Origin of the sequence: Burkholderia sp. Bp8984 (genome assembly GCF_003853755.1) — a bacterium.
Classification (GTDB): domain Bacteria; phylum Pseudomonadota; class Gammaproteobacteria; order Burkholderiales; family Burkholderiaceae; genus Burkholderia.
On the sequence record NZ_QTQN01000016.1, the window covers coordinates 1 to 14,239 of the forward strand.

The window sequence follows — 14,239 nt, forward strand, 5'->3', positions numbered from 1 at the left end:
GTCACACTCTCCGTGTACTTCGCGGGCGTCAATTGCCCCGCATCGATACCGTGATACATCATCTGATCGTCCAGACGCCCGAGCCTGCGGTTCAGGCCTTTGCACAGCCCTTCCTCCGACGCCTCGAACCATTCGCCCTCCGAGTTCACCCCATGAACGAAGATCACGATACCGGGCAAGGGCATCTGCTTGAGACAGATGAGCGGCGTGTTCTTCGCAAACATCGTCACGCCTTCGACGCGGCCGACGACGATCGGCGGCGGTGCCGGCCGAGATGCGGGCGCGTCCGGCGCGGCCGCGTGCGAGACGGGTTCGTCATTGCGCGTTTTCGCTTCCGATCGAGGATCGAAAATTGAATCGGTCATCCAGACTCCTCAACATGCGTGATGCGTTCCACCGCCATCGGACCGACACGGAATGAAAAGATAAGTGTCCGAAGCAAGAGGGAAACGTGATCAGGCGGCGAGCATACTGAATCGGCGCGCATGAAAGACGCGGCCGCCCGAAAACTCCGCGCGGAGCCCGTGATAACGGACGCGGATTGTCAGAATGTGTTTCAGGCCCGAATCGGTCGCATGGCTTCGCTGCTGACGTAGAGCGTGGCCTTGCGATTCGCTGTCGTCCGACAGGCGACCATCCGGCGAATCGGCCTCACGACACAGCTGCGCATGACATCGCGTCCGTACCTGGAAGCGCTCGAATCGCTATCGTCCGTATGTACGTGGCGATGCTGGCGAATTTGTATCGCACTGTATCTATCGAGGCTCCGGAAACATCGGATTGCACTGAAGGCGAGTTTTGGAAACATCCCGGATACGTGAGCGGGTTCTACTGTCGACACGCAGAAAACGTTCGGTGCCAAGCGTTCGCACCGGATGCCGAGTGATCGATACCCCACCTTCCTTCCAGGAGAAATCTCATGAAAGCCGCTCGAATCCTCGCAGTTGCCGTACTCGCTTCGATCCCCGCCTTGTCGTTCGCCGATGCCGGCCACGGCCTCACGCGCGCCGATGTGCGCGCCGACCTCGTCCGGCTCGAGCAGGCCGGCTACAACCCGGCCGGCAGCGACGCGCGTTACCCGGACGATATCGCCGCCGCACAGAACGTTATCGCAGCGCAGCAGGTCGCGCGCTCCGACCAGAATGGCCCGTCGAAGTCGCAGGACGACAACGTGGCTGCCGCGTCGGCGCCGGCCTCCCGCTACGCCGCGGCCGACCAGCGCGCCGCACGGAACGCGCGCACGGACGCTGACGATCTGTACGCGCACTCGTGATCCGCGGCCGCGCCCGGGAGACGAGCGGCGCGGCCGCATCGGAAACACTTCAGATGCACAACACGATGAAAAGGAGCATGACGATGGTCGGTTTGACGAAACGGGTTCTGGTGTCCGCGGCGGTGCTCGGCGGGCTGTTCGGTGCGGTCTCGGCGCAGGCGGCACCCAAGGAAGACCTGAAGGGCACGAACGTCGTGCTGGTGCACGGCGCGTTCGCCGACGGGTCGAGCTGGAACCGCGTGATTCCGCTGCTCGAAGCGCGCGGCCTGCATGTCGTATCGGTGCAGAACCCGCTGAGCTCGCTCGCCGCCGACGCCGCCGCGACGAAGCGCGCGATCGATGAGCAGAAGGGGCCCGTCGTGCTGGTCGGCCATTCGTGGGCCGGTGTCGTGATCAGCGATGCGGGCAACGACGACAAGGTGAAGTCGCTCGTCTACGTCGCCGCGTTCGCGCCGGACAACGGCCAGTCGATCGCCGACGTCACGCAGGGGCTGCCGGCACCGTCGTGGGCCGGCGAGTTGCGCAACGATGCGGGCGGTTTCGCGACGCTGTCGGACAAGGCGATCGCACAGGATTTCGCGCCGGACCTGCCGCCCGCGCAGCAGCGCGTCGTCGCGGCGACGCAGGGGCCGTGGTACGGTGGCTGCATTTCGGAGAAGGTCGCGCAGGCCGCGTGGCATGCGAAGCCGTCGTCGTTCGTCGTCGCGACGCAGGACCGGATGATCGATCCGAAGCTGCAGGAGGCGATGGCGAAGCGGATCGGCGCGACGGTCACGCGTGTGAACGGCAGCCACGTCGCGATGCTGAGCCAGCCGAAGGCCGTGGCCGACGCGATCATCGCGGCCGCGGAACGTGCGAAGCAGGATGCGCAGTGAGTGAACCCGGCGATCAACGCGGTGGTCGCGCATCGTCCCGACGACGTGCGCCGGCAGGCCGACGAGGTGGATCGCGCGATTGCCCGCGGCGACGATCCGGGCCGCTGATGTGGTGACGGGCGTGGTGCGTCGGCGATGCACCGCGCCGGCCGCCTGCCGTTCGCCGATTCAATGAAGCGTGCGCCGTTCGACCCGGCGCACGATTCCATTGCGGATTCATCACGACGTGCGGCGCGCGTCGCATGCGGCATCGTTCCCGGCTTCGCCGCCGCCGATCCTTTCAAAAACCTTCTATGCGCGACATCGAACGGCCGTCGCTCCCCGTCCTCCGCACGAATCCGCCCCAATTGCGCGCGTCTGCTATTGCATTTCACGCGCTGCTGATTAGGAAATGAATTTTTATTGGTTCTGCTTCCCCAAGCGCGCTCGCATAGTGGGGCTGACGGCTATAGACAGCACGCAAGCTGCACCGGCCGCATTCCCGGCATGTTTGATCATACGAATCTGCGAGAACAAGGAAGCGTGATGACGTTTGCATTGGAAGAACGAACCGCCGCCCAGCAGGCGCTCGAAGACGCCCGCGCGGCGGCCGCAGCGGCGGGCACGCCGTACGCGGGCGGCGTGGCGCCGGAAGCCGCGTGGGCGCTCTTTTCCGCCGGCGACGCGTTGCTGGTCGACGTGCGCACCGCGGAAGAACGGAAATTCGTCGGCCACGTGCCGGAGTCGCTGCACGTGCCGTGGGCGACCGGCACGAGCCTGACGCGCAACCCGCGCTTCGTGCGCGAACTGGAAGCGAAGACCGGCAAGGACGCGGTCGTGCTGTTGCTCTGCCGCAGCGGCAACCGCTCCGCGCAGGCAGCCGAGGCCGCGGCCAAAGGCGGCTTCACGCAGGTATTCAACGTGCTCGAAGGGTTCGAGGGCGACCTCGATGAACAGCAGCATCGCGGCGGCAGCAACGGCTGGCGCCATCGCGGCCTGCCGTGGGCGCAGGACTGAGTCACGGCCGTTACGGGGAGAAGTCAGCATGGCCGCATTCGATATCGACGACATCGTTCAGTCGCTCCAGACCGTGCGCCGCGCGTGGCGCGAGAAGCAGCGGCGCTCGCTCGAACCGGGCGGGCGCGACCTGCCGGCGCGCGAGGCGCTCGCACAGATCATCGGCGCGCTCAAGGGCGTGCTGTTCCCGATGCGGCTCGGGCCGCCCGACCTGCGGCAGGAGAGCGAGAACTTCTATGTGGCCCACGCGCTCGACGCGGCGCTGAACGCGCTGCTTGCGCAGGTGACGCTCGAGCTGCGCTACGCGGCGCGGCAACGCAACGCCGACGCGCAGATCGACGAAGCGGCCGCCACCGCCGTGCAGGCCTTCGCGGCACGCCTGCCCGACATCCGCCGGCTGCTCGACAGCGACGTGCTGGCCGCGTTCCACGGCGATCCGGCGGCGGGCAGCGTCGACGAAGTGCTGCTGTGCTATCCCGGCATTCTCGCGATGATCCACCACCGGCTCGCGCACGAGCTGTACCGGCTCGGGCTGCCGCTGCTCGCGCGGATCATCGCCGAGCAGGCGCATGCGGAAACCGGCATCGACATTCACCCGGGCGCGCGGATCGGCGGCGGCTTCTTCATCGACCACGGCACGGGTGTCGTGATCGGCGAGACCGCGATCATCGGCGAGCGCGTGCGCGTGTACCAGGCGGTCACGCTCGGCGCGAAGCGCTTCCCGCGCGATGCGGCCGGTCATCTGGAGAAGGGGCTCGCGCGCCACCCGATCGTCGAGGACGACGTGGTGATCTATGCGGGCGCAACGATCCTCGGGCGCGTGACGATCGGCCGCGGCGCGGTGATCGGCGGCAACGTGTGGCTCACGCAGGACGTGCCGGCGGGCGCGAACATCACGCAGGCCGTGCTGCGCAGCGAGGCGAATGCCGCGCCGCGCGCGCGGAGCGAGCCGGCCGAGCCGGTGCCCGACGCACAGGTGACGACATGAGCGACCTGATCCAGCACTTCGGCGCCAACGTGCGCAAGCTGCGCGAGGCGCGCACGTGGTCGCAGGAGCAGCTCGCCGAACACGCGGGGCTGAACCGTTCGTACGTCGGCGAGATCGAGCGCGGCGAGGCGATTGCCTCGATCGTCACCGCCGACAAGATCGCGCGCGCGTTCGACGTGTCGATCTCGACGCTGTTGCCCGGCGTGTCCGTCGCCTGACGCATTCCGCTTCCTTTCCCATTCGGTGGTGCCGCGTGACGGCTATAGCATGTTGAGCCGGCAGGTGCGTGCTTCCGATAATCACGCAGCGTCATAAGCAATCCCGTTTTTCATCTTAAGAACCCGGAGCCACACATGTCGACCGTTGCAAGCGGCACGGCCGCGCTGAGCGATCACGCCGCCCGCCAACTAGCGAACGCTACCAAGACCGTCCCGCAGCTTTCCACGATTACGCCGCGCTGGCTGACCCATCTGCTGCAGTGGGTGCCGGTCGAGGCCGGCATCTACCGCCTGAACCAGGTGAAGAACCCGGAAGCCGTGCGCGCCGCGTGCACGCAGCTCGAGGACGAAAGCGTGCTGCCGCAGACCTTCGTGCCGTACGAGGAACAGCCGCGCGAGTATTTCCTGAACGCGGTGAGCACGGTGCTCGACGTGCATACGCGGATCTCCGATCTCTATAGCAGTCCTCATGACCAGATCAAGGAACAGCTGCGCCTGACGATCGAGACGATCAAGGAACTGCAGGAAAGCCAGCTGATCAACAACCCGGACTACGGGCTGCTCGCGAACGTGACCGACGAACAGCGGATTTTCCCGCTGACGGGCGCGCCGACGCCGGACGACCTCGACGAACTGCTGACCAAGGTATGGAAGGAACCGGCGTTCTTCCTCACGCACCCGCTCGCGATTGCCGCGTTCGGTCGCGAATGCACGCGGCGCGGCGTGCCGCCGCCGACGGTCAGCCTGTTTGGCTCGCAGTTCCTCACGTGGCGCGGCATTCCGCTGATCCCGTCGGACAAGGTGCCGGTCGCGGACGGCAAGACCAAGATCCTGCTGCTGCGCGTCGGCGACAAGCGCCAGGGCGTGGTCGGCCTCTATCAGCCGGGCGTCGCGGGCGAGCAGGGGCCGGGCCTGTCGGTGCGCTTCATGGGGATCAACAACCAGGCGATCGCGTCGTACCTGATCTCGCTGTACTGCTCGCTCGCGGTCCATTCGCCGGATGCGCTGGCTGTCCTCGATGACGTCGAAATCGCCAAGTACCATGACTATCCCGACACCTACCGTTAATCCCGGCTCGGCCGGCAGCGACGCGCTCGCGTTGCCGCACGCGCCGCTGCCGGCCGGCCTGCCCGATCCGGCGGCGCTCGCGCGGCTCGCGTCCGAGTTCTTCGCGACGCCGCCCGGGCAGGCCACCGCGCCCGGGCTGTCGGCGGGCAGCGGGGCGGTCGGCGGCGTGCCGTCGGCGCTGCCGGCTGCCGCGCCGATCCTCGCGTCGGTGAGCAATCCGGCGCCGGGCGGCTCGCCGCTCGCGGGGCCGGGCGGCACGGGCACCGGCGTGCCGGGCCTCGCGCTGCCGCAAGGCAAGGCGCCCGGCACGAACCTCGCGCCGTCCGCGCCGACGCACGTGCTGTCGCTCGGCAATCGCGTGCCCGCGCTCGCGCCGCACGCGGCCGCGCAGAACGGGCTGCCCGACAACGCGGTGTCGATCGCGCCCGCGTTCGAGCCGCGCGTCGGCGGAGCGGCGCTCGGCGTGCCGCAGGCGCAGGCGGCGGTGTCGGAGGGTGCGGTGCAGGCCGCGCCGCCGTTTTACTTCACCGACGGCTCGCGGCAGGGCTGGCAGGCGACGCCGCAGGACATCGTCGTGCCGTCGAACGGCCTCGCGTCGCCGGAAGCGTTCGGGCTGCCGGGGGACGATGCGCTGCGCGAACTGCTCGCCGTGCAGCGCGACGTGCCGGTGTCGCGCGCATCGGGCGGCGAGGTGCCGCGTTACTTCATCGACGATACGCGTGCGGCCGAGCCGCAAGGCCAGTTGTATCGCGGCGCACACCCGCCGTTCGACGTGAACGCGATCCGCCGCGATTTCCCGATCCTGCAGGAGCGCGTGAACGGCAAGCAGCTCGTCTGGTTCGACAACGCGGCGACGACGCACAAGCCGCAGGCCGTGATCGACCGACTCGCGTATTTCTATGCGCACGAGAACTCGAACATTCACCGCGCGGCACATGCATTGGCCGGCCGTGCGACGGATGCGTACGAGCATGCGCGGGAAACGGTGCAGCGCTTCATCGGCGCGTCGTCGCCGGACGAGATCGTGTTCGTGCGCGGCACCACCGAGGCGATCAACCTGATCGCGAAGTCGTGGGGCGTGCAGAACGTCGGCGAAGGCGACGAGATCATCGTGTCGAACCTCGAGCATCACGCGAACATCGTGCCGTGGCAGCAGCTTGCCGCGCTCAAGGGCGCGAAGCTGCGCGTGATTCCGGTCGACGATTCGGGGCAGGTGCTGCTCGACGAATACCGGAAGCTGCTCAACGACCGCACCAGGATCGTGTCCGTCACGCAGGTGTCGAATGCGCTCGGCACGGTCGTGCCGGTGAAGGAGATCGTCGATCTCGCGCATCGCGCGGGCGCGAAGGCGCTGGTCGACGGCGCGCAGTCGATCTCGCACATGCGCGTCGACGTGCAGGCGCTCGATGCGGATTTCTTCGTGTTCTCCGGGCACAAGATCTACGGGCCGACCGGCATCGGCGTCGTGTACGGCAAGCGCGCGATCCTCGACGACATGCCGCCCTGGCAGGGCGGCGGCAACATGATCGCGGACGTGACGTTCGAGCGCACGGTGTTCCAGCCGCCGCCGAACCGCTTCGAGGCCGGCACCGGCAACATCGCGGATGCGGTGGGGCTCGGCGCGGCGCTCGACTACGTGAGCCGCGTCGGCATCGAGAACATCGCGCGTTACGAGCACGACCTGCTCGCGTATGCGACGAGCGTGCTCGCGCCGGTGCCGGGCGTGCGGCTCGTCGGCACCGCGCGCGACAAGGCGAGCGTGCTGTCGTTCGTGCTGAAGGGCTATGAGACCGAGGAAGTCGGGCAGGCGCTGAACGAAGAGGGCATCGCGGTGCGCTCCGGGCATCACTGCGCGCAGCCGATCCTGCGGCGCTTCGGGCTCGAGGCGACGGTGCGGCCGTCGCTGGCGTTCTACAACACGTGCGATGAGGTCGATGCGCTCGTGAGCGTCGTGAGAAGGCTGGCGGCACGGCGCTGAGGCGCGCGGCATGCGGAAAGGCCGCTTGCGGCTCCCGGCAACGGGGCGTCGCAAGCGGCCTTTTTTCGTGGCGATGCCGGAGCGCGACGGTGCTCAGCGCCCGGCCAGCATGCGCCCGCCGAGCCCCATCAGCAGCAGCCCGGCCGTCGTGTCGAGCACGGCCTTGCGCCGGATCAGCAGCCGGCGCACCGACGGATGCGATGCGAGCAGCGCCATCGCGCAGTACCATGCGCCCGAAATCCCGATCGACAGCACGACGACCGTGAGATCGAGCCACACCGGCGTATGCGCCGGCACCATCAACGCGAAGATGCTGCCGTAGAACGCGACGGATTTCGGGTTCGTCATGCTGACCACGTAGCCCTTCTTCACGGCCTGCCAGCCGGAGGACGCGGGCGGCGCGGACACGGCGAGCGGCTTGCGTGCGCTCAGCACCATCTTCAGGCCGAGCCAGATCAGGTACGTGGCGCCTGCCAGTCGCAGCGCGGTGTGCACCCAGTCGACGTGGGTCACGAGCAGGCCGAGGCCGGCAATCGCGATCGCGGCCCAGGTGCCCGATGCGGCGGCGAGGCCGAGCCCGGTCATCACGCCGGCGCGGCGCTGCGCGAGCGCGGTGGACGTGACGATCACGAAGTTCGGGCCGGGGCTGGCCACGCTGAGCAGCAGGACGCCGGCGAGCGGCAGCAGGGTGTTGATGGTGGTCGACATGGCGCGGGCGGCGAAGCGGCGGAAGGAGCGTTCATCTTACCCCGGCGTGCCGTCGATGGCGCCGCGCGGTCGTTTCGGCACCGGCCGGCGGGCGTGCGCCGCACGCCGCCGCCATTGTTGAGCGCGTTGGAAAGGTGCAATCCGGAATCGGCAATAGGTGTCGCGAATATGACCGATTATTCTCCCGAGCGCAGTACCGTCCGCCAGCCGCAAATGCTGTCGGACTGCTTACAAAATCAATCGCTCAGGGAGGCCTTTCATGAACCGCATCGTCGTATCCGGTGGTGTCGGCGCGGTGTTCGCCGTAGCAGCGGCATCACCCGCCTTTGCGCAGAGTTCCGTCACGTTGTATGGCCTCGTCGATACGGCGATCCGCTATCAGACGAACGCCGGCCCCGACGGCCGGGACCTGGTCGGCATGACGGTCGGCCCGGAAACGCACAGCCGCTGGGGCTTGCGCGGCAGCGAGGATCTCGGCGGCGGCCTCGCGGCGATCTTCCGTCTCGAGAACGGCTTCGAGCTCGGCGACGGCAGGCTGCACGTCGCGAACACGCTGTTCAGCCGGCAGGCGTACGTCGGCCTGGCGAGCGACCGGTACGGCTCGCTGACCTTCGGCAACCAGTACGCGCCGCTGTACGACACGATGGGCGACGTGTTCGACCCGATGACCGTCGGCGACTACTGGCAGGACAGCTGGGCGTACAACGGCATCGGCAACTACCTGACGGTGCCGAACTCGGTGAAGTACAAGTTCTCGACCAACGGCTTCAGCGTCGATGCGATCTACGGGTTCGGCAATCATGCCGGTGCAATGGGTCTCGACAGCACGTACGGTGTCGAGCTGACCTACGCGCAAGGGCCCGCGTCGATCAACGCCGGCTTCCAGCAGACCTCGGTGTCGTCCGTGAACGGCAGCGCGGTCAACGGCGCGAAGGTGAACTTCCTGCACGTGAGCGGTGCGTACCAGGTCACGCCGTCCGTGCGCCTGCTGGCCGGCTGGCTGCACGGGCAGGACAAGACGGGCACGACCGACTTCAACATGCAGCAGGCCGGCGCGCCCACGCTCGGTGGCGGCAGCCCGAATCGTATCGACGATACGTTCTACGTCGGCGCGAACTGGCAGGCTACCGCGCCGCTGCTGATCACGGTGGCCGGCTATTACGGCCACGCGCGCAATGCGGAGCGGCTCGACGGCACGCTCGGCTCCGGGATCAACTACTCGGCGACCGTGCTGGCCGAATATGCGCTGTCGAAGCACACCGAGGTATACGGCACGGTCGATTTCGCGCGCGGCAACGGCGCGTTCGCGGCCGACTATCCGGGCGCCACCAACCGGCTCACCGGCAAGGTCGACCAGATCGGCAGGACCAACAACGTCGGGGCCGCGATCGGCCTGCGCCAGATGTTCTGACGACGGCGCGCGCGGCGGTCACGCATGAAAAAACGCGTGGCGACCGGTGCCGCCACGCGTCGTGGATCGAAACGCGGTTGCCCGGTTCGGGCGGCCGCGCACAGCGATGTCAGAAATCGAACCCGGGCCCGCCCGCACCCGGCCCGCCCGGCACCGCGGCCGGCGCCGCATCCTTCGGCGCTTCGAACACGGTCGCGTCGGTCGTCAGCAGCAGCCCCGCGACCGATGCCGCGTTCTGCAGCGCCGTGCGCGTGACCTTGGTCGGATCGAGCACGCCCGACTCGACGAGGTCGCCGTATTCGCCCGTCTGCGCGTTGTAGCCGAAGTTGCCCGTGCCTTCCGCGACCTTCGCGACGACCACGCTCGCTTCCTCGCCCGCGTTCGTGACGATCTGGCGCAGCGGTTCCTCGAGCGCGCGCAGCACGATCTTGACGCCCGCGTCCTGGTCGGCGTTCGCGCCCTTGAGTGCGCGGATCGCCTGCCGCACGCGGATCAGCGCGACGCCGCCGCCCGGCACGATGCCTTCCTCGACGGCCGCGCGCGTCGCGTGCAGCGCGTCGTCGACGCGGTCCTTCTTCTCCTTCACTTCGATCTCGGTCGCGCCGCCGACCTTGATCACCGCGACGCCGCCCGCGAGCTTGGCCACGCGTTCCTGCAGCTTTTCACGATCGTAGTCGGAGGTCGCTTCCTCGATCTGCACGCGGATCTGCTTCACGCGGGCCTCGATGTTCTTCGCGTCGCCCGCGCCGTCGATCACGGTCGTGTTTTCCTTGCCGACCTCGATGCGCTTGGCCTGGCCGAGTTCGGCGAGCGTCGCCTTCTCGAGCGTGAGGCCCGTTTCCTCGGCGACGACCTGGCCGCCGGTCAGGATCGCGATGTCTTCCAGCAGCGCCTTGCGGCGATCGCCGAAGCCCGGCGCCTTGACCGCGACCGTCTTCAGGATGCCGCGGATGTTGTTCACGACGAGCGTCGCGAGTGCTTCGCCTTCGACGTCTTCTGCGATGATCAGCAGCGGCCGGCCCGACTTCGCGACCTGCTCCAGCACCGGCAGCAGGTCGCGGATGTTCGAGATCTTCTTGTCGTGCAGCAGGATGTACGGGTTCTCGATTTCGGCGATCTGCTTGTCGGCGTTGTTGATGAAGTACGGCGACAGGTAGCCGCGGTCGAACTGCAGCCCTTCGACGACGTCGAGCTCGTCGGCGAGCGACTTGCCGTCCTCGACGGTGATCACGCCTTCCTTGCCGACGCGGTCGATCGCCTCGGCGATGCGCTGGCCGATCGATTCCTCGCCGTTCGCGGAGATCGTCGCGACCTGCGCGATTTCCTTGCTGGTGGTGGTCGGCTTGCTGATCTTCTTCAGCTCGTCGACGGCCGCTGCCACCGCCTTGTCGATGCCGCGCTTCAGGTCGAGCGGGTTGAGCCCGGCCGCGACGTATTTCTGGCCTTCACGCACGATCGCCTGCGCGAGCACGGTGGCCGTCGTCGTGCCGTCGCCGGCGGCGTCGCTGGTGCGCGACGCGACTTCCTTCACGAGCTGCGCGCCGATGTTCTGCAGCTTGTCCGCGAGTTCGATTTCCTTCGCGACCGACACGCCATCCTTGGTGACGACGGGCGCGCCGAAGCTGCGTTCGAGCACGACGTTGCGGCCCTTCGGCCCGAGCGTGACCTTCACCGCGTTCGCGAGAATGTTGACGCCTTCGGTCAGCTTCGAACGTGCGACGTCGCTGAAAATGATTTCCTTCGCTGCCATGATTTGTACTCCGTTATTGATTGACGACCGCGACGATGTCTTCCTCGCGCAGCACGAGGAATTCATTGCCGTCCACCTTGACCGCCTGGCCCGCGTACTTGCCGAACAGCACGCGTTCGCCGACCTGCAGGTCGGGCACGATGCGCTGGCCGTCCGCGTCCTTGCGGCCGGGGCCGACGGCAATCACTTCGCCCTGGTCGGGCTTTTCCGCGGCGCTGTCGGGGATCACGATGCCCGAGGCGGTGGTGGTTTCCTGGTCGAGTCGTTTCACGATGACCCGGTCGTGCAAGGGGCGTAGGCTCATCTGTCCGTCCTGTTCTGTTGTGTCGAAATTGGCTGGCACTCTTTAGCAGAGAGTGCTGACGAGTATAAAAACGCGTGGCGGCGCGATCCAATAACGGATTCCGAAATGCATTTGCGTGCAGGCGCTATGGACGCGCCTGCCGCGACGATGCAGCCCATGCGTCGATTCCGGGAAAGCATTCGCGCCGTCATGCAAAGCATGTGCTGCCGGCTATTGAGCGTCGGCCTGCTGCGCGGCCGGCGTGCAAACCGGGCGGATCGTCGCGCCGGCGAGCACGCGCTTCACGAACGGAATCGAGTCGGCAAGCGATGCGTTGACGGTGCCGTTGTGTTCGCGGCCCGCATACAGGTGCGCCTCGACCGTCGTCCCCGCCGCGCACGCATCCTTCGCAAGCGCGAGCTCGAGCGGTGCGAGCCCGTCGTCCGCGCCCGCGCCGATGAAGACGGGCGTGGCGATCTTCAGCGTCGGATATTTCAGGTATTCGTCCCACCACGCCTTCAGACGCGCATCGCCGCCCGGCTTCACGGCGTTCGCGTGGGTGAGGTGCGCGAGCGCCGCATCGTCCTCGAGCGACGCCAGGCAACCGATGCGCGCCTGTTCGAGGATCGGCAGCGCGGTGTCGGTCAGCACTTCGTCCGCGCGCAGCGACGGGTCGATCTGCTGCGCGGACAGCACCGAGTAGAACTGATACGCGAGCGTAGGATCGACGCGCTCGGGATCGCGCCGGTATGCGGTTTCGAACTTCGGGAGCGACGCGAGCGTGGCGCGCGACGCGTTGTAGATCGTCCCGGTCGCGACGGTCGCGCGGATCGCGAGCTCCGGTGCATAGACGGGTGCGTAGCCGGCCGCCGCGAATACGGCCGAGCCGCCCTGCGACTGGCCCACGAGCACGACTTCGTTCGCGAGGCCCGGCACGCCGCCCAGCACCGCACGCACGCTGTCGAGCAGCGTGTAGCTGTTCGAGCGGTTGTTGAGCTGCGGATTTGGGCCCGGTGTGCCGAGCCCCTGATAGTCGGTCGCGACGACCGCGAAGCCTTGTTGAAGCCATGCGTTCAGGTAGCGCACGTCGCGATACGAGCGGCCGAACCACGACGGCGCGCAGATGTCGGCCATCCCGAATGTGCCGTGTGCCCACGCGACGATCGGCCAGCCGCCGGCCGGCGGCGTACCGCGCGGCAGGAACAGCGCGCCCGATACGGCGATCGGCGCGCGGCCGCCGACGCCGTCGGTCGACGCATACAGGATGCGCAGTTGCCGTCCGGCGCTCGCGAGCCCGAGCGTCGCGGGCAGTGCTTCGGTGCGCAGCAGCACGCCGGGCGTCGCCGGAACGTCGAGGTCCCACGTGTAGAACGCGGATACGCGACCGTCGCCCTGCAACGGATCGGGCGCGGGAACGCGGCCGGGCGAAGCCGCATGCGAAACGAGGGACGGCACGGCGAGCGCCGAAACCAGCAGCGTGCGCGCAGCGAAGCCGCGCAGGGGGAGGAGCGTCATGGTCGGATGGAGGTCGGTGAGATCGGATCGGACGCGCCGGGCAGTGCCCGGCGCGGGCCGACCACGACGCAAGTTTTGAACCAGCGCGGGCGCAGCGCGGGCGCAGCGCGAGTGCAGCGCGAGTGCAGCGCGGGCGCGGCACGCGCGGCGTGCGGCACGACGGGGAAACGCCCGCGCGCGGCGTGCGGCGCGCGCAGGCGCCGGCTGCGTCTCGCGCAGCAATCCGGGCTCGCCGGTTGTTGCTCCCGCAACAGATGCCGACACACGTATCGCGCCGCGCGGTTCGTCCACGGCGCGCACATGGCACGCCCGCGCGGTGGCGCACGCATGCGACGCTCGCGTGCCCGGCTGGCACGATTGCTGCTGATCCGGTTGCCGTGCGTCGCGGCGTTGCGACGCGAGCCCATCCGTCCACCCGATCAAGGAAACCGTACTCATGTCCGTCACCCAAGCCATCGACAGCGGCGAACTCGTGGCATTCGTCGAGCGCGCCGCGCGCGAATTCGCGCAGGCCGCGCGCGTGCTGAAGGAAACGCGCACGCTGTCCGCCACCAACACGTTCCAGGCGTTCCAACGCGTGCCGGGCACGGAACTCGTCGTTGCGCTGTCGGCGCCGAGCCCGTGGGCGGCGTCTCAGGAGATCCAGCCGGTCGTCGTGACGCTCGACGGCGACGTGCTGCACGGCGATGCGCGCGCGGGCGCCAACGGGCCGCGTTATGCGGGCGTATTCCGCGAGGTAGCGGAAGTCGACGTCGTGATTCACGTGCACGGCCCGTACCTCGGCGCGTGGGCGAGCGCGCATCGTCCGCTGCCGATCCGCTATGCGCCGGCCGCGCGCTACACGAGGGCCCGCGAGATTCCGGTCTACGTCGATCGCCGTCCCGGCGAACCGCGCTTCATCGTCGACACGATCCGGCGCGACCCCGAAGTCCCGGCGATCATCGAGGCGAACGGCGGCGCGACGTTCTGGGGCAAGTCGATTCTCGACGTGTCGAAGTACATCCTGATCCTCGAGGAAGCCGCGTATTTCCAGGCGCTCGCGGAACCGCTCGGCGGCTCGCTCGAATTCGGCCCGGGTGCGCTCGAGCAGCAATGGAAGATGACCGGTCTCGCGTGACGCCGCGCCGCGGGCGGCGCAATCCGGCCGCCGTCATACCGATAGCTCGATGAATTGGT

Annotated in this window: 13 protein-coding genes and 1 pseudogene; 9 read left to right on the top strand and 5 right to left on the bottom strand. The window is 68.1% G+C overall.

Annotated elements, in window-relative coordinates:
* Positions 1–365: pseudogene (locus tag DID98_RS35855) on the bottom strand (hypothetical protein); the annotation flags it as partial.
* A gap of 554 nt (positions 366–919) precedes the next feature.
* On the opposite strand from DID98_RS35855, the gene DID98_RS17625 reads away from it, so the two are divergent.
* The 7 genes from DID98_RS17625 (at position 920) to DID98_RS17655 (ending at position 7,396) form a co-directional block, all read left to right on the top strand.
* The gene (locus tag DID98_RS17625; protein WP_124571099.1) at positions 920–1,273 is read left to right on the top strand and encodes a DUF4148 domain-containing protein; all 354 of its coding nucleotides are present in this window, start codon (positions 920–922) and stop codon (positions 1,271–1,273) included.
* Between the two features lie 83 nt (positions 1,274–1,356).
* The gene (locus tag DID98_RS17630; RefSeq protein ID WP_044849026.1) at positions 1,357–2,148 is read left to right on the top strand and encodes an alpha/beta fold hydrolase; all 792 of its coding nucleotides are present in this window, start codon (positions 1,357–1,359) and stop codon (positions 2,146–2,148) included.
* A 525-nt stretch (positions 2,149–2,673) separates the two neighbouring features.
* Entirely contained in the window at positions 2,674–3,144 is a 471-nt protein-coding gene (locus DID98_RS17635) for a rhodanese-like domain-containing protein (protein WP_044849009.1), read from the top strand.
* A gap of 28 nt (positions 3,145–3,172) precedes the next feature.
* The gene (gene epsC, locus DID98_RS17640) at positions 3,173–4,132 is read left to right on the top strand and encodes a serine O-acetyltransferase EpsC (protein WP_044849008.1); all 960 of its coding nucleotides are present in this window, start codon (positions 3,173–3,175) and stop codon (positions 4,130–4,132) included.
* Positions 4,129–4,350: a helix-turn-helix domain-containing protein gene (locus DID98_RS17645; protein WP_044849007.1), complete on the top strand. Its 222-nt coding sequence runs from the start codon at positions 4,129–4,131 to the stop codon at positions 4,348–4,350. The genes epsC and DID98_RS17645 overlap by 4 nt, the downstream gene beginning before the upstream one ends.
* A gap of 135 nt (positions 4,351–4,485) precedes the next feature.
* Positions 4,486–5,418 carry a family 2A encapsulin nanocompartment shell protein gene (locus DID98_RS17650; RefSeq protein WP_034205507.1) on the top strand — a complete coding sequence of 311 codons (933 nt, stop codon included), beginning with the start codon at positions 4,486–4,488 and terminating at the stop codon, positions 5,416–5,418.
* The gene (locus DID98_RS17655; RefSeq protein WP_124571100.1) at positions 5,393–7,396 is read left to right on the top strand and encodes a family 2A encapsulin nanocompartment cargo protein cysteine desulfurase; all 2,004 of its coding nucleotides are present in this window, start codon (positions 5,393–5,395) and stop codon (positions 7,394–7,396) included. The genes DID98_RS17650 and DID98_RS17655 overlap by 26 nt, the downstream gene beginning before the upstream one ends.
* Before the next feature lie 93 nt (positions 7,397–7,489).
* Here the strand turns inward: DID98_RS17655 and DID98_RS17660 are convergent, their stop codons facing one another.
* Positions 7,490–8,104, bottom strand: a complete 615-nt coding sequence (locus tag DID98_RS17660) for a LysE family translocator (protein ID WP_124571101.1) — start codon at positions 8,102–8,104, stop codon at positions 7,490–7,492.
* 259 nt (positions 8,105–8,363) lie between these two features.
* Here DID98_RS17660 and DID98_RS17665 point away from each other — a divergent pair, with 259 nt between their 5' ends.
* Positions 8,364–9,515 carry a porin gene (locus DID98_RS17665; protein WP_124571102.1) on the top strand — a complete coding sequence of 384 codons (1,152 nt, stop codon included), beginning with the start codon at positions 8,364–8,366 and terminating at the stop codon, positions 9,513–9,515.
* A gap of 109 nt (positions 9,516–9,624) precedes the next feature.
* On the opposite strand, the gene groL is transcribed toward DID98_RS17665, so the two are convergent.
* The 3 genes from groL to DID98_RS17680 all read right to left on the bottom strand — a co-directional run bounded on the left by groL (position 9,625) and on the right by DID98_RS17680 (position 13,063).
* Positions 9,625–11,265 (bottom strand): chaperonin GroEL, encoded by a 1,641-nt coding sequence (groL, locus tag DID98_RS17670; protein WP_124571103.1) that lies wholly within the window; start codon positions 11,263–11,265, stop codon positions 9,625–9,627.
* A 13-nt stretch (positions 11,266–11,278) separates the two neighbouring features.
* Positions 11,279–11,569 (bottom strand): co-chaperone GroES, encoded by a 291-nt coding sequence (locus DID98_RS17675; protein ID WP_011356207.1) that lies wholly within the window; start codon positions 11,567–11,569, stop codon positions 11,279–11,281.
* Between the two features lie 210 nt (positions 11,570–11,779).
* Positions 11,780–13,063, bottom strand: a complete 1,284-nt coding sequence (locus DID98_RS17680; RefSeq protein WP_124571104.1) for an alpha/beta fold hydrolase — start codon at positions 13,061–13,063, stop codon at positions 11,780–11,782.
* Between the two features lie 436 nt (positions 13,064–13,499).
* On the opposite strand from DID98_RS17680, the gene DID98_RS17685 reads away from it, so the two are divergent.
* Entirely contained in the window at positions 13,500–14,180 is a 681-nt protein-coding gene (locus DID98_RS17685; RefSeq protein ID WP_124521943.1) for a class II aldolase/adducin family protein, read from the top strand.
* The last annotated feature ends 59 nt before the right edge of the window (positions 14,181–14,239 follow it).